This is a genomic window from Calidifontibacter terrae, from assembly GCF_054778835.1.
The window spans coordinates 419,834-440,890 of record NZ_BAAGZF010000006.1 but is presented as its reverse complement, the minus strand read 5'-3'; the positions used below and the strand labels follow the sequence as shown (position 1 = coordinate 440,890).

Here is a 21,057-nt window from a genome sequence, read left to right as displayed (position 1 = left end):
AGCATGTCTTCGCTGTCCCGCGACGAGGTCGCCCACGTCGCCATGCTCGCCCGAATCCAGTTGTCCGATACCGAGCTCGACAAGCTCGCCGGTCAGCTCGACCAGATCGTCGGATTTGTGGGGCAGGTGAACGAGATCGCGGCCGATGACGTCCCGCCGATGTCTCACCCGCTACCGCTGACCAACGTGACCCGCGCCGACGAGGTGCGCCCGAGCCTGACCCAGCAGGAGGCGCTGGCCGCAGCCCCCTCCAGCGACATCGGCCGGTTCGAAGTTCCGCGCATCCTCGACGAAGACTGAAGGACCCTGCTGTGACTGACATCATCACCTCCACTGCTGCGCAACTGGCGCAGTCCCTCGCGGCCGGCGACCTGAGCGCCGTCGAGGTCACCCAGGCGCATCTCGACCGCATCGCTGCCGTCGACGGTGACATCCACGCGTTCCTGCACGTCGACACCGAGGGCGCGCTCGCCGCAGCCCACGACGTCGACACCCGGCGCGCGGCCGGCGAGTCGATGCACCCCCTCGCGGGCGTGCCGATCGCGGTCAAGGACATCGTCGCCACCAAGGGTCAGCCGACCACCGCGGGATCGAAGATCCTCGAGGGCTGGATCCCGCCGTACGACGCCACGATCGTCACCCGGTTGCGCGCGGCTGGACTGCCGATCCTGGGCAAGACCAACATGGACGAGTTCGCGATGGGTTCCTCCACCGAGCACTCCGCCTATGGCCCGACCCGCAATCCGTGGGACCTCGACCGGATCCCGGGCGGATCCGGCGGTGGGTCCGCCGCCGCCGTGGCCGCCTTCGAGGCGCCGCTTGCGATCGGCACAGACACCGGTGGCTCCATCCGGCAGCCCGCCTCGGTGACTGGAACCGTCGGCACCAAACCGACGTACGGCGGTGTCTCCCGTTATGGCCTCATCGCCTTGGCGAGCTCCCTCGATCAGGCCGGCCCGTGCACCCGCAGCGTGCTCGACGCGGCGCTGCTGCACGACGTCATCGGCGGCCACGATCCGATGGACTCCACCTCCATCGATGCGCCCGTTCCGCCGATCGTCGAAGCGGCTCGTCGCGGCGACGTCAAGGGCATGCGGATCGGCATCGTCAAGGAGATCTCGGGGGAGGGCTTCGCACCGCAGGTGAAGGCCCGCTTCGAGGAGTCCCTCGCGCTGCTGGAACAGGCTGGCGCAGAGATCGTCCAGGTCAGCTGCCCGTCGTTCGAGAAGGGTCTGGCTGCCTACTACCTCATCCTGCCGAGCGAGGCGAGCTCCAACCTCGCCAAGTTCGACGCCATGCGTTACGGCATGCGCGTTGGCCCGCAAGGAGTCGACAGCCCGTCCGCCGAGCAGGTCATGGCGGCCAGCCGCGACGCTGGATTCGGTGACGAGGTCAAGCGCCGCATCATCCTGGGAACTTACGCGTTGTCCTCGGGCTACTACGACGCCTACTACGGCCAGGCGCAGAAGGTCCGCACCCTGATCGCGCGCGACTTTGCAGCCGCCTACGAAAAGGCCGACGTTCTCGTCACCCCGACCGCGCCGACCGTGGCCTTCAAGCTCGGCGAGAAGCTCGACGACCCGATGTCGATGTACCTCAACGATGTCGCCACCATCCCGGCCAACCTCGCTGGCGTCCCCGGCCTGTCGCTGCCCAACGGCCTGGCCGAGGACGGCCTGCCGTCCGGCTTCCAGGTCTTGGCCCCCGCCACGAAGGACGAGCGGTTGTACGAAGTCGGTGCGGCCCTTGAGCGATTGCTGCACGAGAAGTGGGGCGCGCCGATCCTGAGCAACGCTCCCACCCTGACCACGAAGGAGGCCGCCAAGTGAGCACCACCGACGCCGTCGTCGACTACGACGAGGCGCTCGCCGGCTACGACCCGGTGATGGGCCTGGAGGTCCACGTCGAGCTGAACACCAAGACCAAGATGTTCTGCGGTTGTGCCACGGAGTTCGGCGCTGAGCCGAACACCCAGGTCTGTCCGGTTTGCCTCGGTCTGCCCGGCGCCCTGCCCGTGGTGAACGCCAAGGCCGTCGAGTCGGCCATGCGGATCGGTCTCGCGTTGAACTGCGAGATCGCGCAATGGTGCCGGTTCGCCCGGAAGAACTACTTCTACCCGGACATGCCGAAGAACTTCCAGACGTCGCAGTACGACGAGCCGATCGCGTTCGAGGGCTACCTAGACGTCGAGGTCCCGAACGCTGCCGGTGACGGAACCGAAACCTTCCGGGTCGAGATCGAGCGCGCCCACATGGAGGAGGACACCGGCAAGGCGACTCACGTCGGTGGGTCCACCGGTCGCATCCAGGGCGCCGAATACTCGCTGATCGACTACAACCGTGCCGGGATCCCGCTGATCGAGATCGTCACCAAGCCGCTCACCGGCGCAGGTGCGCGCGCGCCCGAGATTGCACGGGCCTACGTCGCAACGCTGCGCGAACTGATCAAGGCGCTGGGCGTCAGCGACGTACGGATGGAGCAGGGCTCGATGCGCTGCGACGCCAACCTGTCGCTGATGAAGAAGGGCGCCGAGAAGTTCGGCACCCGAACTGAGACCAAGAACGTCAACTCGCTGCGCTCCGTCGAGCGAGCCATCCGTTACGAGATCTGCCGTCAGGCCGCTGTTCTCGATGATGGTGGTTCGATCACCCAGGAGACCCGTCACTGGCACGAGGACACCGGGGTCACCACCTCCGGTCGCCCGAAGTCCGACGCCGACGACTACCGCTACTTCCCCGAGCCCGACCTTGTTCCGGTCGCGCCGACCCGGGAAGTGGTCGAACAGTTGCGCGCCACCCTCCCCGAGCACCCCGACCTGCGCCGCAAGCGGTTGCAGTCCGACTGGGGCTACAGCGATCTGGAGATGCGTGACGTCCTCAACGCGGGCGCCATCGAATTGATCCAGGAGACGGTTTCGGCGGGTGCGAGCCCGGCCGCCGCCCGCAAGTGGTGGACCGGTGACCTTGCCCGTCGCGCGAACAAGGCGGGCAAGGGCGTCGATGAGTTCGGCGTCACCCCCGCCCACGTCGCCGAGCTCGACGGGTTGGTGCAGTCGGGCCGGTTGAACGATGCGATGGCCCGCCAGGTCATGGACGGCGTCATCGCTGGCGAGGGTGGCCCCACCCAGGTCGCCGATGCTCGCGGCCTCGAACTCGTGCAGGACGACGGTGCTCTCGAAGCGGCCGTCGACCAGGTGATCGCGGCAAACGAGGGTGTGGCCCAGAAGGTGCGCGACGGCAAGCTGTCGGCGGCCGGCGCCCTCATCGGCCAGGTCATGAAGGAGATGAAGGGTCAGGCCGACGCCGCCAAGGCGCGCGAATTGATCTTGGCCAAGTTGGTGTCATGACCTCCGCGGTGACCGTGGTGAGCCTCCCGCAAGCGAATTTCATCGAGGCATTGGGTGATCTGCCCGGTATCGAACTGGTCGAGTGGGACATGACCGGTCCGGCCCCGCGAGACGACATCGAGCTGGTGGTGCCGCCCTACTTGAGCGACCCGCGGCGCCTGGCCCGGTTGGCCGAGGTGGGGTCGCTGCGTGCGGTCCAACTGGCTACGGCTGGCTACGAACACGCGCTGCCCTACCTCCCGTCCGGGGTGGCCCTCGCCAACGGGCGCGGGGTCCATGACACCTCCACCGCCGAGCTGGCGATTGGGTTGGCGATCGCCGCACAGCGGGGGATTGCGGAGTCTGTGCGTGCCGCCGAAAAGGGTGAGTGGCTGCGGATGGCGGGGCGTCCGTCGTTGGCCGACCGAGAGGTTCTGGTTGTCGGCTACGGCTCGATCGGCCGGGAGATCGTCCGCCGGATGGACGTGCTTGAGGCGCACTGCACGGTCGTGGCTTCGAGAGCCCGCGCCGGTGACGACCTCGTCGACACGGTCCATGGCATCGACGAATTGCCTGACCTGCTGCCGGCGGCCGAAGTGGTCGTGCTGATCCTCCCGTTGACCGACGCGAGCCGGCATCTCGTGGACGACACCTTCCTGGCTGCCCTGCCCGATGACGCACTGATCGTCAACGTCGCGCGCGGAGGCGTCGTGGACACCGACGCGCTGGTTCGCGCCTGCGCGAGCGGACGCATCCGAGCCGCGCTTGACGTCACCGACCCGGAACCGTTGCCGCAAGACCACCCGCTGTGGACCACTCCCGGGGTCTTGATCACGCCCCACATCGGCGGCGCTTCAACCGCCTTCGACCCGCGGTTGCTGCGGTTGTTGCGGGAGCAGTTGCCGCAGTTTGCCGCGACCGGAAAGCTGTCTCACCAGGTTGCCGAGGGCTGAGGTGACGGCCGCGCCCGGCGTCGCTGCGTTGCGCGTGGCGCGCCTGGTCGCCGTTGTCATGGTGCTCCAAGCGCTGCTACTCGGCGGCCTCGCGCTCATCGGCGCGGGCGCCCCCAGGACCCCCGCGATCCTGGTGGTTTCCTCGCGGACGGACTGGGCGGGCCTTGTCGCCAACCGGATCAACGCTGTCGACGGCCACCCGGTTCGGGCGTACGTCGGCGGTTCGGAGGCGTCCGCGGCCGACGACCTGCGCGCAGACACCGTGCAGGGCTACGTCGTGGTCGACCCGACGGTCCGCGCAGACGCGCTCACGATTTCCAGCGCCCAAGGCGACCCCACCGTCATCCAGCAGGTGGTCGCCCGAGCCTCGAGCGCGGCCGGGCGAGAGGTCGACACCACCGACCTGACCCCGTACGCCGTCGGAGACGGAGCAGGGCGCGTCGGCTACTGGTTTGTCCTGTCGCTGATCGTGGCCGGGATCGCGTTCGCGACCGGTGCGCTGCGTACCAGCGCGTTCTCCGGCCGTGGCGGCATTCTGCGCTGGCTGCTGAGCGCGATCGGTGCGTCTGCAGCGACCGCCGCGGTCGGGGTGGGGGTCACCTGCTGGATCGTCCCGTCGTGGACCGATCATGCGCTGGGCCTCTGGTGGATCGGCGCGGCGGCGATGGCCACCGCGACGTTGTTGGTACGCGCCGGGGCATCGATCGCCGGTCGCGGCGGAGCCACGTTCGTGGTCATCTCGCTCCTACTCATCGGCGCGGACGCCGGGGCTGCCGGGGCGTTTGGCTTTGGTCGCGCGGGTGCTCTCTGGCAGCCACTCGGGCCACTGACTCCCGTCGGAGCCGCGGTCTCGGCGGTGCGGGAACTGGTCGAACTAGAAGTGAGACCGTCCTTAGGACATGCGGTGGTGCTCGGGTGGTGGTCGCTGGCCGCGGCTGCGATCGTCGGCCTGACGCGGGTGAACCGGGGCGCGTCGACGCCGCCCGAAGACGACCGGGATACTTGATCCCATGAGCGAGCAGCGACTCTTGGTCCTGATCCGTCACGCCAAAGCCGAGACCCCGGGCAACAAACCCGATCACGACCGGGTGCTCACCGATCGGGGCCTGTCCGATGCCGCCGCGGTCGGCAACTGGCTCAAGGAGAAGGGTCTGCAACCCGACGCCGTGTGGTGTTCGACCGCCGCGCGCACCCGCGAGACCTGGGCCGCGATCGTTGAGCGATCCGGTAACGGGTCGCTGGTCGATCACGACCAACGCATCTACGACGCCGCCCCCGGGGCGCTGCTCGACGTGCTGCGCGAGAGCCCGGAGCGGGCAAGGATTGTCGCGCTGGTTGGTCACGCCCCCGGTGTGCCGGCAATTGCCGCGGCTCTGACCGAGGGCAGTGGCTCCCAGATCGACTTCCACGAACACTTCCGCACCAGCGGTGTTGCCGTGTTGGAGATCCCGGCAGGGTGGCCGGACCTCGCGCCCGGCGCCGCCTCCGTACGGGAGTTGTTTGTCGGACGCGGGTGACCACATAGTGGAACGACCGTCTCAGTATATTGACGCTCCGCGACGATACGGACATGATCGACGCATGTCACGGATCCTCGTACTTCCCTAGCGCGCCTGTTCCACACCAGGCGCGCTGACCCTCACTGCTCCGATGGAGCCGGAGGGTTTTTTCATGTTCGAGACGAAGTTCGAGACTGTGCAGGTCCCGCAGATGACGATGAAGGTGATGGCAGTGACAGACACCACGATCCGCCCGACCGCCCCGGTGCCGACCCCGGCGCAGGTAGCGGCCCGCGTGCCCCAGAGCGCGCAGGAGATCCCGGGTGTTACCGGTGCGCAGGCGCTGGTGCTCACTCTTGAGGCCCTCGGCGTCGACACGGTCTTCGGCATCCCCGGCGGCGCGATCCTGCCGGCGTACGACCCCCTGTTGGACTCGGTCAAGGTGCGCCACATCTTGGTCCGCCACGAGCAGGGCGCCGGCCACGCCGCGCAGGGCTATGCGGCCGCCACCGGCAAGGTGGGCGTCTGCATGGCGACCAGCGGGCCGGGCGCAACCAACCTGGTCACCCCGATCGCCGACGCTCACATGGACTCGGTGCCGATCGTCGCGATCACCGGCCAGGTCGACTCCCGTGTGATCGGGACCGACGCGTTCCAGGAGGCCGACATCCGCGGCATCACGATGCCGATCAGCAAGCACAGCTACCTCGTCACCAGCCCTGATGACATTGCGCGAGCCGTCGCTGAGGCGTTCCACGTCGCTTCCACCGGCCGCCCTGGTCCGGTGTTGGTCGACATCGCCAAGAACGCGCTGACCGGCTCGACCACTTTCCGCTGGCCGCCGACCTTCGAGCTGCCGGGATATCGCCCGGTTACCAAGCCGCACCACAAGCAGATTCGCGCGGCCGTTGAACTGATCCGCGAAGCGAAACGACCCGTCCTGTACGTCGGTGGCGGGGTGATCCGGGCAAAGGCCGCAGCCGAGCTGCGCGAGTTGGTCGAGCTGACTCAGATTCCGGTGGTCACCACCCTGATGGCACGCGGCGCGCTGCCGGACAGCCACGAGCTGCACCTCGGAATGCCGGGCATGCACGGCTCGGTGTCGGCCGTGACCGCGCTGCAGAAGTCCGACCTGTTGATCACCCTGGGTGCGCGGTTCGACGACCGGGTCACCGGTCAGTTGTCGTCATTCGCCCCCGACGCCAAGGTGATTCACGCCGACATCGACCCGGCCGAGATCTCCAAGAATCGAATCGCCGACGTTCCGATCGTGGGTGACTGCCAGGAGGTCATAACCGACCTGATCGCGCTGATCCACGAGACCGGCGGCGAGGTGGGCGACTACGCCGCGTGGCGCGAGACCACCGCCACCTGGAAGGCCGAGTTCCCGCTGGGTTATGCCGAGAACGCCGACGCCCAGGCGATCCAGCCGCAATACGTGCTGGAGCGCCTCGGGGCGATTGCGGGTCCGGAAGCGACGTATGTCTCGGGTGTCGGCCAACACCAGATGTGGGCCGCGCAGTTCGTCCGATATGAGCGGCCCAACTCCTGGATCAACTCCGGTGGCTTGGGAACAATGGGCTTCTCGGTGCCGGCCGCGATGGGCGCCAAGGCCGCCGAGCCGGACCGCGTCGTCTGGGCCATCGATGGTGACGGTTGCTTCCAAATGACCAACCAGGAACTGGCCACCTGCGTGATCAACAAGATCCCGATCAAGGTCGCGATCATCAACAACAGCTCGCTCGGCATGGTCCGCCAGTGGCAGACGCTCTTCTACGGCGAGCGCTACTCCAACACCGACCTGCACACCGCGGTCGGCGCCCGGGTTCCGGACTTCGTGAAGCTCGCCGACGCGTACGGCTGCGTGGGCTTGCGCTGCGAGCGTCCGGAAGATGTCGACGACACGATCCGTCAGGCGATGGAGATCAACGACGTTCCGGTGGTGATCGACTTCGTCGTCGAGCGCGACGCGATGGTGTGGCCGATGGTGCCGGCCGGGGTCAGCAACGACAGGGTGACCGTCGCGCGCAGCATGGCGCCGGTCTTCGACCGAGACCTCGAGGGCGAGTGAACCTGCCCATGAATCAGCCTTCTGGAGGCCACCGATGACCCGTCACATTCTGTCCGTCCTGGTCGAGAACAAGCCGGGCGTGCTCGCGCGCATCGCCGGCCTGATCTCCCGACGTGGGTTCAACATTGACTCGCTCGCGGTGGGGGAGACCGAGCACGAGGAGATCTCCCGGATGACCATCGCGGTCAGCGTGGAGGGCACCCCGTTGGAGCAGGTCACCAAGCAGTTGAACAAACTGGTGGAGGTCCTCAAGGTCGTTGAACTCGACCCCGAGGCCTCGGTGCACCGGCAACTGGTCCTGATCAAGGTCCGAGCCGATGCCACCACCCGCGGTCAGATCATCGACGTCACCCAGATGTTCCGCTGCAATGTCGTTGATGTGACCGCTGACGCGGTGATCATCGAGGCGACAGGCACCCGCAGCAAGCTGGAGGCGTTGCTCGAGGTGCTGGAACCCTACGGCGTCCGCGAATTGGTGCAGTCCGGCATGGTTGCCGTTGGGCGTGGTTCACGGTCGATCACCGACCGCGCTCGCAAAGCCGGCTGAACTTTCAACCTTCAAGAACCGCAACGAAATCCATTCAAGGAGTAGTACGAAGTGGCTGAGATGTTCTATGACGAAGATGCCGACCTGTCGGTGATTCAGGGCCGCAAGGTCGCAATCATCGGCTACGGCAGCCAGGGCCACGCCCACGCGCTCAACCTGCGTGACTCCGGGGTGCAGGTCACCGTCGGTCTGCGCGAAGGTTCGAGCAGCCGAGCCAAGGCCGAGGCCGAGGGCCTCACCGTGTTGTCGGTTGCCGAGGCCGTGAAGGCTTCCGACCTGATCATGGTGCTTGCGCCCGACCAGGTGCAGCGCACCGTTTACGCGCAGGAGATTCAGCCGAACTTGAAGGATGGCGACGCGCTGTTCTTCAGCCACGGCTTTAACATCCGGTTCGGCTACATCGAGGCGCCGGCGAACGTCGACGTCGCGATGGTGGCGCCGAAGGGTCCGGGTCACCTCGTCCGTCGTGAATACGTCGACGGTCGTGGTGTGCCGGTGCTCCTCGCGGTCGAAAAGGACCCGTCGGGCAAGGCTTGGGACCTCGCGAAGGCCTACGCCTCGGCGATCGGTGGCTTGCGTGCCGGCGGCATCAAGACCACCTTCACCGAGGAGACCGAGACCGACCTCTTCGGCGAGCAGGCGGTGCTCTGTGGTGGCGCCTCCCAGCTGGTGATGTACGGCTTCGAGGTGCTGACCGAGGCGGGCTACCAGCCCGAGGTCGCCTACTTCGAGTGCCTGCACGAGCTGAAGTTGATCGTCGACCTGATGATCGAGGGCGGCATCGCCAAGCAGCGCTGGTCGATCTCCGACACCGCCGAGTTCGGCGACTATGTCTCGGGCCCGCGAGTGATCGACCCGCACGTGAAGGAGAACATGCAGGCTGTCCTGAAGGACATCCAGAACGGCGTGTTCGCCCAGCACTTCATCGACGACCAGGACGCCGGCGGTCCGGAGTTCAAGGCGTTGCGCGAGAAGGGTGCTCAGCACCCGATCGAGAAGACCGGCAAGGAATTGCGCGGTCTGATGAGCTGGATCAAGGACGGGGCCACCGACGCCGACTATGTCGAGGGTTCGGCGGCACGTTCCTGAAGCTTCGGGGATACAGGGGGAGGGGCCGGTCCGGAAACGGGCCGGCCCCTTTTACGTTCGTGGTGGACCACATGGTGATCCACCCCTACCGGCGGGTAGGCCTCGAGGGTTAGCCTCGTGTGGTTCCGCAGATCGCCCACCCGCGACGCGGTCTAGCCCACGGTCAGTGTTCGCCGGCCCCACCTCGGCGCGAATCACCTGGGGCGTCACCGAAAATGCGAGGGAAGGTGAATCGCGATGAGCGAGGAACAGCAGGAAGCGCGCCGGGCTCTGCACCGAGCGATACAGGAGTCGATGGACCTGCGCGACTGACGCAGCCACGACCAAGATCGAGGGGCACCGGATTCCGGTGCCCCTCGTCGTTTCCCTCGGCTGGCCGCATTTTGAGATCGAAGACCATCATGCGGACGCGTTTGGCTAGCCTCGATGTATGAGTGATGCAGCTGCGAACGACACCATCAACCTGGCCGTCCTCCCCGGCGACGGCATCGGCCCGGAGGTCGTTGCCGAGGGTCTCAAGGTGCTCGATGCGGTCAGCAGCGCGAAGGTCGTTCCGACCGAATACGACCTCGGCGCGAAGCGCTGGCATGCCACCGGTGAAGTGCTGCCCGACTCGGTCCTTTCCGAGTTGCGCGACCACGACGCGATCCTGCTGGGCGCCATCGGCGACCCGAGCGTGCCGAGCGGGCTGCTCGAGCGTCAGTTGCTGCTGCGCATCCGCTTCGAACTCGACCACTACATCAACCTGCGTCCGGCCAAGCTTTTCCCCGGCGTCGCCAGCCCGCTTGATGTTGCAAAGGTCGCGCCGAACGGCATCGACTTTGTCGTGGTGCGCGAGGGCACCGAGGGACCCTACACAGGCAACGGCGGGGCGCTACGCTCCGGAACCCCGCAGGAGCTGGCCACCGAGGTCAGCGTCAACACTCGCTTCGGGGTCGAGCGCGCAGTTCGCGACGCCTTCACCCGCGCGCAGGCGCGCGACCGCAAGAAACTGACTCTTTTGCACAAGCACAACGTGCTGTCCTACGCAGGACACCTGTGGCGCCGTACGGTCGAGGAGGTCGGTGTCGAATTCCCCGACGTCACCCACGACTACGCCCACATCGACGCTGCCACCATCTACCTGGTGCAGGACCCGAGCCGGTTCGATGTGATCGTCACCGACAACCTGTTCGGCGACATCGTCACCGACCTCGCGGCCGCCATCTGCGGCGGCATCGGCCTGGCCGCGTCCGGCAACATCAACCCGGACCGCACGACGCCGAGCATGTTCGAGCCCGTCCATGGCTCAGCCCCTGACATTGCCGGGCAGGGCAAGGCCGACCCCACGGCCACCGTGCTGTCCGTTGCCTTGCTGCTGGACCACTTGGGTCGCGCCGACGAGGCGCGCCGCATTGAGCAGGCCGTGGCGAATGACCTCGCCACCCGCGGGTCCGTCACTCGCAGCACCTCCGAGGTAGGCGACGCGATCGTCGCAGCCCTGGACTGAGGTCGGCTTCGCTTCGACCCGCACGCCCCACCCGTGGGTCGTGGCGCCCGTACGCCGGGCGTAACCTGGCTCACACCGCTGTCCGACACCGCGTGCGCCCCATCCTGCGCGCCGGTCCCTTGCGCTTCTTGGAGGCATCGATGTCCCTGCAGTTCGAGATCACCGAACGAGCCGATCGCGTCAGTGACGCCGACCGCGCCACGATTCTGGCGAACCCCGGTTTCGGCAATCACTTCAGCGACCACATGGCGCTCGCCACGTGGACCAAGGACGGCGGTTGGCATGACGGCCGTGTCGTGCCCTACGGAAATCTCTCGTTGAGCCCGGCGGCAGCGGTGCTGCATTACGCGCAGGAGATCTTCGAGGGCATGAAGGTCTACCGGCATGCCGATGGCAGTGTCTGGACCTTCCGCCCAGAGGCGAATGCTGCCCGATTCGCTCGCAGCGCCCGTCGGATGGCGTTGCCGGAGATCAGCGAGAGCGACTTCCTGGAGTCCCTGCGGACGCTGGTCGGCGTCGACAAGATGTGGGTTCCCGAGGCAGCCGATGGCGCCGAAACCTCGCTTTACCTGCGCCCGTTCATGTTCGCCTCGGAAGCATTCCTGGGGGTGCGGCCCGCAGCGGAGGTCACCTTCTGCGTCATCGCTTCTCCGGCGGGTGCCTACTTCTCGGGTGGCGTGAAGCCGGTCTCGCTGTGGATCTCCACCGACTTCGCCCGCGCCGGCGACGGAGGAACCGGTGCAGCGAAATGCGGTGGCAACTATGCCTCGTCGCTCGCCGGACAGCTGGAGGGCGCCGCGGCCGGCTGTGACCAGGCGGTGTTCCTGGACTCCTCGACGCACACCTACATCGAAGAGCTCGGCGGGATGAACCTGTTCATCGTCTACAAGGACGGTCGGATCGTCACCCCGGCGCTCACCGGCTCCATCCTCGAAGGTGTCACGCGCTCCTCGATCCTGGAACTGGCCAAGGACCTCGACCTCACCCCGGAGGAGCGCCGCATCCCGATCCAGGAATGGAAGGACGGCGCCGAGTCAGGTGAGATCGCCGAGGTCTTCGCCTGTGGCACCGCTGCGGTGATCACGCCCGTCGGCGAACTGAAGTGGAACGGCGGGTCCTGCGATCACCGCCGTGAAGGTCACACCGACGAGATCGCGCTCAAGATCCGCAAGACCCTGCTGGACATTCAGTACGGCCGGGCAACGGACACCCGCGGCTGGATGAAGCAGCTGGCCTAGGCAGGACACGCGTACGAGGTCGCGGTGGTGCGGGTCACCCGCACCACCGCGACCTGGTTCTGCGCGTCTTCGCATTTGCAGCGCGGCCCACGCGGAGGGCCGGGGTCTGCCGGTGAAAACGGCCCGGGATGTGAGATCCCGAGCTCATGGGGTGGACAGGTCTGCCCGCGCTGGGCCACGATGGCCGCATGGCGAAGAGGATGGCACCGGTCACCACCGGACTCATTATTTGCTAGCGCGTCGGGCCCGGCCTGACGCGCAACCTCCCGTTACCCCGGGAGGTTTTTTGTTGGCCGGGCCACCCTCACCCGGCGACACGCACCAGGTCGGGCGCGACGGACAAACACCCGTGCCCCTGCATTGCGAGGTCCTCCGATGAGCACGTTCCACGTCTACGACACGACCCTGCGCGATGGCGCTCAGCAGGAGGGGCTCAATCTCAGCGTCAGTGACAAGCTGACGATTGCCGGCTACCTGGACGACTTGGGCGTTGGCTTCATCGAGGGTGGGTGGCCAGGCGCCAACCCGAAGGACACCGAGTTCTTTCAGCGCGCCCGGAGCGAACTCGACCTGCAAAATGCCACCCTCGCAGCGTTCGGGTCGACTCGTCGGGCTCATACGGGGGCGGCCGACGACCCACAGGTCGTCGCTCTCTTGGATTCGGGCGCCCCGGTAGTGACCCTGGTCGCTAAGTCGCACATCCGTCACGTCACCGACGCGCTGCGTACGACTGCTGACGAGAACCTCGCCATGATCGCCGACACGGTGGAAACGCTTGTGGCGCAAGGCCGTACGGTCTTTGTCGACGCCGAGCACTTCTTCGACGGGTTCCTCCTCGACCCGGCGTACGCACAGTCGGTGGTCGAGGCGGCCACCGGTGCGGGCGCCTCGGTCGTAGCCCTCTGCGACACCAACGGCGGGATGCTGCCCCATCAAATCGCCGACATTGTCACCAAGATCGGTGCGACGACAGAGGCGAACCTCGGGATCCACTGCCACAACGACACCGGCTGCGCGGTTGCTAACTCGGTTGCCGCTGTATTGGCCGGAGCGATGCACGTGCAGGGAACGGTCAACGGCTACGGCGAGCGCACTGGCAATGCTGACCTGGTCTCGGTCATCAGCAATCTGCAGTTGAAGCTCGGGATGGACGTCATCGATCCTGAACGGTTGCGCAACGCGCTTCACCTCAGCCACGCGATCAGCGAGATCACCAACATCGCGCCGCATTCCCGGACCCCGTACGTCGGTGGGTCGGCCTTCGCCCACAAGGCCGGTTTGCATGCCAGCGCCCTGCGGATCGACCCGGACCTCTACCAACACATCGATCCGGCCGCGGTCGGCAACTCGATGCGCACGCTCGTTTCCGACATGGCCGGGCGGGCGAGCATCGAGTTGAAGGGTGCCGAGCTGGGTTACGACCTCGCGCAGCGACCGGAGGTGTTGTCGGCGGTGGTCGCCCGGGTCAAGGGTCTGGAACAAGAGGGGTGGACCTTCGACGCCGCCGATGCCTCGTTCGAGCTGCTTCTGCGCGAAGAGGTGTCGGGGGAGCGCCCGACCTTCTTCCGGCAGGAGTCGTGGCGGTGCATCACCGACTCCTGGTCGACCGAGCGTCCCTCACTTGCCGAGGCGACGGTCAAGCTGGAAGCGGCCGGTCTGCGCCGGGTGGCAACGGGGGAGGGGAACGGCCCGGTGGACGCCCTTGACACCGCGCTGCGGCAGGCGCTGCGCGAGACCTACCCGCAACTGGACCGTTTCGAGCTCATCGACTTCAAGGTGCGGATTCTCGACGCCCATAAGGGCACGGACGCGACGACCCGGGTGTTGATCGTGACGACCGACGGCGAGCGCACGTGGACCACGCTCGGAGTGGCGCCGAACATGGTGCACGCGAGTTGGATCGCGCTGACCGATGCGGTCACGTACGGGTTGCTGAAGGCGGGGGTCGTGGCCCGTTAGCGGGCCGACAGTCAGCAGGTTTCCGCGGTAGTTGACCGAGCCGCCCGGCTTGCCGAACGCAGTAACCTGAGGCCCGTGACCGACTCCGGAAACGTCGACGCTGCGTCGCGACCATTGAACATTCGCCGCGACGCCTTCGCGGCGATGCTGGAACAGGCGCATTCCTACCGACCGGCCGAGGCCGGTGGAGCAAGCGACGGCAGGGTTGTGAAGGTCATCGGCAAGGCCCAGCCCGGTCCGGCCGGACCTCTGCGTGCGCCCCTGTCCGGCAAGGAGTGCGTCTGGTACCGCAGCTTCGTGCTCCGCGGTGTGCTACCGAGCCTGACCCGCTCCGGTCTGGCCCCGACACCGTTCGCTGGGCTCGCCTCCTCCGACGGCGCCTGGCAAATGATGGTGAAGCGCAGACCGTTCCAGCCGAGTCTCGGCACCGACCGGACCTCGACCACGCCCTTCACCATCGGCTCCTGGCCGCACACCATCAGCATCGACCCCACCTCCACCGACGTGATGACCGAATTCATGAGCATCAACAAAGTGGTGGACGTCGACAGCCGTCAACGCCGTCGCGCGCTGTCTTGGCGCGTCTTCGGCTGGCTCGTCGGCTGGACCGGCTTCAGCGACCAGGAACTCCACACCGAGTGGATCATCCCGATCGGCGCCGAGATCACGGGCGTCGGCAGCGTCGCCCGGAACAGTGACGGCGCCCCTCGGCTCACCTCGGTGGGCGACTCGATAGCGGTCGCCAGCACCTACGAGACAGATCGGCTCCTCAGCCGGCTAGGCGGGCGCGACCGCGGTCGCCGGGCGGCCCGAATGATGATGGTGTTGATCGCGATCATCTCTGTCGTGGTCCTAGCCCTCACCCTGCGCCCGTGGACTTGGTAGATCACGCATCGACTCAGGTATCGACTCACGCATCGACTCGCGCTTGACGACAACCGACGACGAACAGGACCGTCAGCTCGACAGTGAGCAGGTGTCGGCTTCCAACGCCGCCAACAGCCTCCGCCGCAGGACATCCGCCCGCCCCGCGAACTCCCGCTGGCGGCGTACGTAGTCCGCCTTCCCTTCGGTCGTCTCGACCGGGATGGCCGGATGACCAAACGAGCTGACGTCGTACGGGGAGGCCCGCATGTCGACGATCCGAATCTCGCGGGCGAGGTCGAAGCAATCCATGATCAGGTCGCTGGAAATCAAGCCTTCGAGCTTGTGAGCCCATTTGTAGAGGTCCATCCCCGCGTGCAGGCAGCCGGGTTGCTCGAACTCGGGCTGGCTCGCCCGGCTCAGCTCGTGGGCGTTGCGCGGGGTGGCTGGCGCGGTGAAGAACCGATAGGCATCGAAATGGGTGCAGCGCAGATCGTGGGACTCCACCACCGAATCGGTGCCGTCGTGGCCGAGTCGCAGCGGTAGTCGGGTGTGGCGGATCTGCGACGGGGTGGTCCGATAAGCCATCGCCCATTCGTGCATCCCGAAGCAGGCGAGGTGAAGCGGTCGGTTGAGCGTTGCGCGCAAGACCATTTGTGTCGAGCGAACAAGAACAGATTTCGAGGCCCGGAAGGAGCCGTCATCAAAGGCGACGCCGCCTGAAACGCGGTGGTATCCGGTCCTGTTCGCGCGCTCGTCGGCGTCCTGTAGAACGACCCCGACGCCCGGATGCCACACCCGCAGCTGTGCTGGTTTGTAGTGGTAGTAGCTGAACAGGAAGTCGTCGATCGGGTGTCTCATCCCGCGATCGCGCCGGTAGATGTGGTCGCTGACCGCGCGGTCGACCCGCTGCTGATGGGTGGCTTCGAGCGCGCGCCACGAGGGGCCGGTCAGGACGGACGTCACCCGCAGACGATAAATGCTCGCCGAAGCGACCGCACATCCGCCGCGATCATGCGAGAGTGAGGTGGATCACATCACCGCGAAGGGTGCAATTGGCATGAAGCGAACATTCGGACTCATCACGGCCGCTGCGGCCCTCGTCGCCACCAGCGCGCCGGCCTACGCCACTCCCGCGGGAACCAACCCGAAGGCTGAATCAGGGCTGTACGTCGCGATGGGTGATTCCCTGGCGGCTGGCTATCAGCCCGGTCAGGGTGATGACAAAGCGGGAGGCTATGTCGGACAGGTGTATTCGTCCGCGCGCAGTCAGTTCCACGGACTCAAAATGACGAACCTCGCCTGCAGCGGGGAAACCACTTCGAGCTTGATCGCGAACAGCAAGTGCACCTATGCCGGTGGCTCCCGCAGCCAGCTGGATACCGCCATCAACCTGATGCGCAGCAGCGGCAAGACGAAGCTGGTAACCCTCGACGTGGGCGCGAACGACGTGCAGACCTGCGTCGCGCGCACCGGCAGCATCGACCTGCCCTGCCTGCAGCAGGGCCTGATCAACGTGGCGACCAACCTGCCGACGATCGTCAAGAAGGTCCGCGCCGCCGCCGGGCCCGATGCCCAGATTGTGGTGTTGAACTACTACAACCCGTTCTTGGTTTTCTGGGTCGCCGGCAACCCCGCTCTCGCGCAGTATTCGCAGGGCTTGCAGAAGACGCTAAACGACTCGATCGCGGCGGCTGCGGCCTCCGGCGACGCGCAGGTGGCCGACATCGCGACCACCTTCAAGAGCACGGACTGGACCCTCACGCCGACTGCGCTGGGCAACGTGCCCACCAACGTCGCGATGATCTGCGGCTACACCTGGATGTGCAGCAAGACCGACATCCACGCCAACGACGCCGGCTACACGTTGATGGCGAACACGGTATCCCCGCTGGTGGCAGGGCCGACTCGTGCACACAAGTAAGGTGTGCGGGTGCGAATTTGTCGATACACCGATGGCGAAGATCCCTCTTACGGACTGGTAGACGGCGCGGGCGAGAAGATCGCCCAGATCACCGGCGACCCGTTGTTCACCAAGATCGAGCTGACCGGAGTCACGACCACCGTCGACGACGTTCGCCTGCTCGCGCCGGTGATCCCGCGCTCGAAGGTGATCGGCATCGGGCGCAACTACGCCGCTCACGCCGCGGAGTTGGGCCACGAGGTTCCGGCTGAGCCGTTGATGTTCCTCATCCCCAACACCGCGGTGATCGGACCCGACGACCCGGTGGTCATGCCGCCGCAGTCGCAGCGAGTCGACTACGAAGGTGAACTGGCTGTCATCATCGGCCGGATGTGTCGCGACGTGTCGCCGAAGGAAGCCGCGGAGTCGATCTTCGGCTACACCGTCAGCAACGATGTCACTGCGCGCGACCTGCAGAAGGCCGACGGCCAGTGGGCGCGGGCCAAGGGGTTCGACACCTTCTGCCCGCTCGGCCCGTGGATCGAAACCGACTTGGACGTCTCCGATCTGCGCGTGCAAACCCGGCTGAACGGCGAGATCGTGCAGGACGGCCGCACCGCCGACATGATCCACGACATCCCGGCGCTGATTTCCTACGCTTCCCAGGCCTTCACCCTGCTGCCCGGCGACGTGATCCTCACCGGAACCCCTGAGGGAGTCGGACCAGTACAACCGGGGCAGCGCGTCGAGGTCGAGATCGAGGGCATCGGAACGCTCGGGAACCCCTTTTTGCGCCGCTGATCTACCAATGTGAGCAGTTGCACGTCGAAACGATCCGGTGCAGTGGGTTGCGGGCTCTAACCTGTTTGGGTGTCTGATGCACCAATCGGGATCTTCGACAGCGGCTACGGCGGTTTGACCGTCGCGCGCGCTGTGCTCGATCAGTTGCCGCACGAATCCGTCGCTTATCTCGGCGACACAGCCCGGGCGCCATACGGTCCGCGCCCGATCGCGCAGACCCGGCAATACGCGCTGGAGTGCCTCGATCGCCTCGTCGATCACGGGGTCAAGGCGCTCATCATCGCCTGCAACACCGCCAGCGCGGCCGTGTTGCATGACGCCCGTGAACGCTATGACGTGCCGTTGGTGGAGGTCATTCGCCCCGCCGTACGTCGTGCCGTTCGGGCCACTCGCAACGGACGGGTCGGCGTCATCTCGACGGCCGGAACCCACCAGTCCGGGGCCTACATCGATGCGTTCGCCGCCGCGCCCGACCTCAGCGTGACCTCGCAACCCTGTCCGCGGTTCGTCGAGTTCGTCGAGTCCGGAGTGACCGGTGGCCCCGAACTACTCGAGGTCGCCCGCGGATATCTGAACCCGTTGCGGGACAAGGGAGTCGACACGGTCGTGCTCGGGTGCACCCACTACCCGCTGCTGACCGGCGTCATTTCGTACGTCATGGGCGACGACGTCACCCTCGTCTCCTCCGCGGAGGAGACGGCCAAGGACATCTACCGCGTGTTGGCCGACGCCGACGCGTTGGCACCAACAGATCAGGAGGCCGGTTTGTCGTTCACCACGACCGGTGACCCGGAGACTTTCCGCCGCCTAGCGAAGCGATTCCTGGGCCTCGGACCGGAGTTCGACCACGTGTTCGCCAGCAACTTCCATGGGGTGAGCCTGCCGTGCGCCTAACCATCCTGGGGTGCTCCGGTTCGTTCGCCGGACCCGATTCACCCGCCTCGAGTTATCTGCTGCAGGCCGACCATCAGGGCCGCACCTGGAACCTGGTGCTCGACATGGGTCCGGGGTCGCTTGGCGAACTGCAGCGACACGTCGACCTGGCTGACATCGACGCGATCGTGATCAGCCACCTGCACCCCGACCACTGTCTCGACCTCACCGGGCTCTTCGTCGTCACCAAATACCACCCGACCCGCGGACCGCTGCCGGCAATTCCGGTCTACGGCCCGCAGGACACCGGCGCGCGGATGTCGCGAGCGAACGGTGTGACGCTCTCGGAAGCCTCCGACCCGCACGGGATGGACACCGAGTTCAACTTCCGCACGATCGTTTCGCAGCGCTCGTTCCAGGTCGGTCCGTTCACCGTGACTCCCCACCGCGTGAACCACCCCGTTGAGGCCTACGGCTTCCGAGTGGAGGCCGACGGGAAGTTGCTGGTCTACACCGGCGACACCGATTCCACGCCGGCCCTGAGTCCGCTGATGACTGGTGCGGATCTGCTGCTTGCCGACTCGGCGTTCTGCGACATCCGCGACGAGGTGCGCGACATTCACCTGACCGGATCGCGCGCCGCGCAGGCGGCGCTCGATGCCGGCGGCGTACGCCGGTTGATGCTCACGCACATCCCGTCCTGGAACGATCGGGAATCGTGTCGGGCTCAGGCGGCCGCCGTCTGGCCGGGAGAAGTCGAACTCGCGGACCCGCGGGCGACGTACGAAATCTAAGAGCTCAGGTCGTCCAGGGCGCCAGGGCGTCCGCCTGCGCGCGAAGGTGTTCGGCGCGCTCGGGCTCTCCCAAACGGTCGTAGTGCGCAGCCGCGATCTCGCGCTCGTCGACCTCGGCGGCCAGCAGGAACTGCACCTCGTGTTCGGACAACTCGTGGCGCGGAACGTCATCCGCGCCACGACCGGTGGGGGAGTCCTCGGTCGAACCGGCCGGCTCGTCCTCGCCCGTCGCCTCGGCGTTGTCGAGGCGGGCGATCCCCGCGCGCAACGCTGTGACGGCGTCGCGGTCCTGCTCGCGCATCGCCTCGGCTAGGGCGGCTCGCAACTCGGCGCGGATTTCGTCGGCAATCATCGGGCCATCGTAGGAGCAGCCGGTTGCAGTTCCGGCAGGGTCGTGAGTCGGCGGGTGCTGCGCAGCGCGAGTGGGGCTAGCCCGGCCACCAGCAGGATTGCCGCGCAGAGCAACAGCAGCGGCTTCTCGCCCGTGGCATCAACCAGCGGTCCGGCGAGCGCCATGCCGACCGGCATCGCGACGAAGGACATCAGCATGTCCCACGAACTGACCCGCGCCAGAAGGTGATTCGGGACGTTGTCCTGCACCGCTGTGCCCCAGTGGACGTCGAAGAACATCAGCCCGGCGTAGCCGATGAACCCGGTGAGGATCACGGTCAGCAGCAGCCCTGGCCAGACGTAGCCGGCCACCCACAGCGGCATCAGGCCGAGAGCCAGGAAGCCGGCGCGCAGCGGGAATCGTGGGTTGGTACGCATCGCGATGGCGCTGCCGACCAGGCCGCCGGCCCCCTCTGCAGCCGAGATCCAGCCGAGCGCGTGAGCCCCGCCGAGGTGACGCAGGATGAACACCGGCACGACGACCAGGATCACGCCGTTCGCGAGGTGGTAGACACCGGCGGCGATGACTCCCCAGAAAAGCCAGTCCCGTTCGCGGAGGGTGGTCCACCCTTCGCGCAAGTCGGTGAAGAAGGTCGCGGTCGAGGGGGTGCGGGTGATGCGCCGGCGAACCAGCAGCACGGCGCTCATCGAGCAAAGGTAGCTCGTGGCGTTGACGTAGAAACCGACCGCGCCCCCAGTTGCCGCTACGACGAGGCCGCCGAGCGCGGGCCCGACGACGGCAGCCGTCCCCTGGACGATGCTGAGCGCGGCGTTCGCGTCCTTGCGCTGGTCGGGCTCCACCAGGTTTGGCCGCAAGGACATCGCGGCCGGGCCGAAAAAGGCGCTCGCGGCGCCGGTGATGATCATCAGCAGCAACAACGCGCCGAGCGAGGCGTGATCGGTGGCGAACAGGACACCGATCGTCGCGGCGGTCATCAGCCGAACGCCGTCCGAGGCGACCATCACCAAGCGGGGCGAGAGGCGGTCAGCCCAGACGCCGCCGATCAGAGTGAAGGTGACCCGGGCGACCATCAGCGTCGCCATCAGGGTGCCGAGTTCGGTAGTCGATCGGCCGTCGTGCACCAACGCCACCGTCAGCGCGATGGGTTGGAAGAAGTCGCCGACCATCGACAGACCGAGGCCGCCGGCAACCAGGTTGAAGTCGCGGCCAAGAGGGGTGCGAGGAAGGATGGACACGACCCGAATATAGTTTGGCAGTTAACTGTTCGTCAACGAACAATTAATGAACGTACTAATCTCTG

General features: G+C 66.7%; 20 protein-coding genes. 17 read left to right on the top strand and 3 right to left on the bottom strand.

Annotated elements, in window-relative coordinates; all coding sequences use genetic code 11:
• Positions 1-3: 3 nt before the first annotated feature.
• From gatC to ACYU98_RS10220, 13 genes are all read left to right on the top strand, one after another.
• A complete protein-coding gene (gatC, locus tag ACYU98_RS10280) occupies positions 4-300 on the top strand; it encodes an Asp-tRNA(Asn)/Glu-tRNA(Gln) amidotransferase subunit GatC (protein WP_460468110.1) in 297 nt (98 codons plus the stop codon).
• An 11-nt stretch (positions 301-311) separates the two neighbouring features.
• A complete protein-coding gene (gene gatA, locus ACYU98_RS10275; protein ID WP_460468109.1) occupies positions 312-1,829 on the top strand; it encodes an Asp-tRNA(Asn)/Glu-tRNA(Gln) amidotransferase subunit GatA in 1,518 nt (505 codons plus the stop codon).
• A 56-nt stretch (positions 1,830-1,885) separates the two neighbouring features.
• A complete protein-coding gene (gene gatB / locus ACYU98_RS10270) occupies positions 1,886-3,346 on the top strand; it encodes an Asp-tRNA(Asn)/Glu-tRNA(Gln) amidotransferase subunit GatB (RefSeq protein ID WP_460468361.1) in 1,461 nt (486 codons plus the stop codon).
• Positions 3,343-4,278: a 2-hydroxyacid dehydrogenase gene (locus ACYU98_RS10265; protein ID WP_460468108.1), complete on the top strand. Its 936-nt coding sequence runs from the start codon at positions 3,343-3,345 to the stop codon at positions 4,276-4,278. The genes gatB and ACYU98_RS10265 overlap by 4 nt, the downstream gene beginning before the upstream one ends.
• Before the next feature lies 1 nt (position 4,279).
• Positions 4,280-5,284, top strand: coding sequence for a hypothetical protein (locus tag ACYU98_RS10260; protein ID WP_460468107.1), 1,005 nt, complete (start codon positions 4,280-4,282; stop codon positions 5,282-5,284).
• 4 nt (positions 5,285-5,288) lie between these two features.
• Positions 5,289-5,795, top strand: a complete 507-nt coding sequence (locus ACYU98_RS10255) for a SixA phosphatase family protein (RefSeq protein ID WP_460468106.1) — start codon at positions 5,289-5,291, stop codon at positions 5,793-5,795.
• Positions 5,796-6,003: 208 nt separating this feature from the next.
• Positions 6,004-7,848: an acetolactate synthase large subunit gene (locus tag ACYU98_RS10250; protein WP_460468360.1), complete on the top strand. Its 1,845-nt coding sequence runs from the start codon at positions 6,004-6,006 to the stop codon at positions 7,846-7,848.
• Between the two features lie 34 nt (positions 7,849-7,882).
• Positions 7,883-8,395: an acetolactate synthase small subunit gene (gene ilvN, locus ACYU98_RS10245; protein ID WP_460468105.1), complete on the top strand. Its 513-nt coding sequence runs from the start codon at positions 7,883-7,885 to the stop codon at positions 8,393-8,395.
• Between the two features lie 51 nt (positions 8,396-8,446).
• Positions 8,447-9,484 (top strand): ketol-acid reductoisomerase, encoded by a 1,038-nt coding sequence (gene ilvC / locus ACYU98_RS10240; protein ID WP_460468104.1) that lies wholly within the window; start codon positions 8,447-8,449, stop codon positions 9,482-9,484.
• Positions 9,485-9,914: 430 nt separating this feature from the next.
• On the top strand, positions 9,915-10,973 hold the full coding sequence (locus ACYU98_RS10235; protein ID WP_460468103.1) for a 3-isopropylmalate dehydrogenase: 1,059 nt from the start codon (positions 9,915-9,917) through the stop codon (positions 10,971-10,973).
• 140 nt (positions 10,974-11,113) lie between these two features.
• Positions 11,114-12,211: a branched-chain amino acid aminotransferase gene (locus ACYU98_RS10230; protein ID WP_460468102.1), complete on the top strand. Its 1,098-nt coding sequence runs from the start codon at positions 11,114-11,116 to the stop codon at positions 12,209-12,211.
• A gap of 375 nt (positions 12,212-12,586) precedes the next feature.
• On the top strand, positions 12,587-14,170 hold the full coding sequence (gene cimA / locus ACYU98_RS10225) for a citramalate synthase (protein WP_460468101.1): 1,584 nt from the start codon (positions 12,587-12,589) through the stop codon (positions 14,168-14,170).
• Between the two features lie 75 nt (positions 14,171-14,245).
• The gene (locus tag ACYU98_RS10220; RefSeq protein ID WP_460468100.1) at positions 14,246-15,055 is read left to right on the top strand and encodes a GIDE domain-containing protein; all 810 of its coding nucleotides are present in this window, start codon (positions 14,246-14,248) and stop codon (positions 15,053-15,055) included.
• A gap of 72 nt (positions 15,056-15,127) precedes the next feature.
• On the opposite strand, the gene ACYU98_RS10215 is transcribed toward ACYU98_RS10220, so the two are convergent.
• Positions 15,128-16,000, bottom strand: coding sequence for a 3-methyladenine DNA glycosylase (locus tag ACYU98_RS10215; RefSeq protein ID WP_460468099.1), 873 nt, complete (start codon positions 15,998-16,000; stop codon positions 15,128-15,130).
• A 94-nt stretch (positions 16,001-16,094) separates the two neighbouring features.
• On the opposite strand from ACYU98_RS10215, the gene ACYU98_RS10210 reads away from it, so the two are divergent.
• The 4 genes from ACYU98_RS10210 (at position 16,095) to ACYU98_RS10195 (ending at position 19,405) form a co-directional block, all read left to right on the top strand.
• Entirely contained in the window at positions 16,095-16,958 is an 864-nt protein-coding gene (locus tag ACYU98_RS10210) for an SGNH/GDSL hydrolase family protein (RefSeq protein ID WP_460468098.1), read from the top strand.
• Between the two features lie 9 nt (positions 16,959-16,967).
• The gene (locus tag ACYU98_RS10205; protein ID WP_460468097.1) at positions 16,968-17,738 is read left to right on the top strand and encodes a fumarylacetoacetate hydrolase family protein; all 771 of its coding nucleotides are present in this window, start codon (positions 16,968-16,970) and stop codon (positions 17,736-17,738) included.
• A gap of 69 nt (positions 17,739-17,807) precedes the next feature.
• Positions 17,808-18,632, top strand: a complete 825-nt coding sequence (murI, locus tag ACYU98_RS10200) for a glutamate racemase (RefSeq protein ID WP_460468096.1) — start codon at positions 17,808-17,810, stop codon at positions 18,630-18,632.
• The gene (locus tag ACYU98_RS10195) at positions 18,623-19,405 is read left to right on the top strand and encodes an MBL fold metallo-hydrolase (RefSeq protein WP_460468095.1); all 783 of its coding nucleotides are present in this window, start codon (positions 18,623-18,625) and stop codon (positions 19,403-19,405) included. The genes murI and ACYU98_RS10195 overlap by 10 nt, the downstream gene beginning before the upstream one ends.
• Before the next feature lie 4 nt (positions 19,406-19,409).
• On the opposite strand, the gene ACYU98_RS10190 is transcribed toward ACYU98_RS10195, so the two are convergent.
• Positions 19,410-19,757 (bottom strand): hypothetical protein, encoded by a 348-nt coding sequence (locus ACYU98_RS10190; RefSeq protein ID WP_460468094.1) that lies wholly within the window; start codon positions 19,755-19,757, stop codon positions 19,410-19,412.
• Positions 19,754-20,992: an MFS transporter gene (locus ACYU98_RS10185; RefSeq protein WP_460468093.1), complete on the bottom strand. Its 1,239-nt coding sequence runs from the start codon at positions 20,990-20,992 to the stop codon at positions 19,754-19,756. Before ACYU98_RS10185 ends, ACYU98_RS10190 begins: the two co-directional genes overlap by 4 nt.
• Between the last annotated feature and the right edge of the window lie 65 nt (positions 20,993-21,057).

Coding starts and splice junctions, on each gene's coding strand:
- gatC (WP_460468110.1), top strand. CDS start 4: ATGTCTTCGCTGTCCCGCGACGAGGTCGCCCACGTCGCCATGCTCGCC.
- gatB (WP_460468361.1), top strand. CDS start 1,886: ATGGGCCTGGAGGTCCACGTCGAGCTGAACACCAAGACCAAGATGTTC.
- ACYU98_RS10265 (WP_460468108.1), top strand. CDS start 3,343: ATGACCTCCGCGGTGACCGTGGTGAGCCTCCCGCAAGCGAATTTCATC.
- ACYU98_RS10255 (WP_460468106.1), top strand. CDS start 5,289: ATGAGCGAGCAGCGACTCTTGGTCCTGATCCGTCACGCCAAAGCCGAG.
- ACYU98_RS10250 (WP_460468360.1), top strand. CDS start 6,004: ATGGCAGTGACAGACACCACGATCCGCCCGACCGCCCCGGTGCCGACC.
- ilvN (WP_460468105.1), top strand. CDS start 7,883: ATGACCCGTCACATTCTGTCCGTCCTGGTCGAGAACAAGCCGGGCGTG.
- ACYU98_RS10235 (WP_460468103.1), top strand. CDS start 9,915: ATGAGTGATGCAGCTGCGAACGACACCATCAACCTGGCCGTCCTCCCC.
- ACYU98_RS10230 (WP_460468102.1), top strand. CDS start 11,114: ATGTCCCTGCAGTTCGAGATCACCGAACGAGCCGATCGCGTCAGTGAC.
- cimA (WP_460468101.1), top strand. CDS start 12,587: ATGAGCACGTTCCACGTCTACGACACGACCCTGCGCGATGGCGCTCAG.
- ACYU98_RS10210 (WP_460468098.1), top strand. CDS start 16,095: ATGAAGCGAACATTCGGACTCATCACGGCCGCTGCGGCCCTCGTCGCC.
- ACYU98_RS10190 (WP_460468094.1), bottom strand. CDS start 19,757: ATGATTGCCGACGAAATCCGCGCCGAGTTGCGAGCCGCCCTAGCCGAG.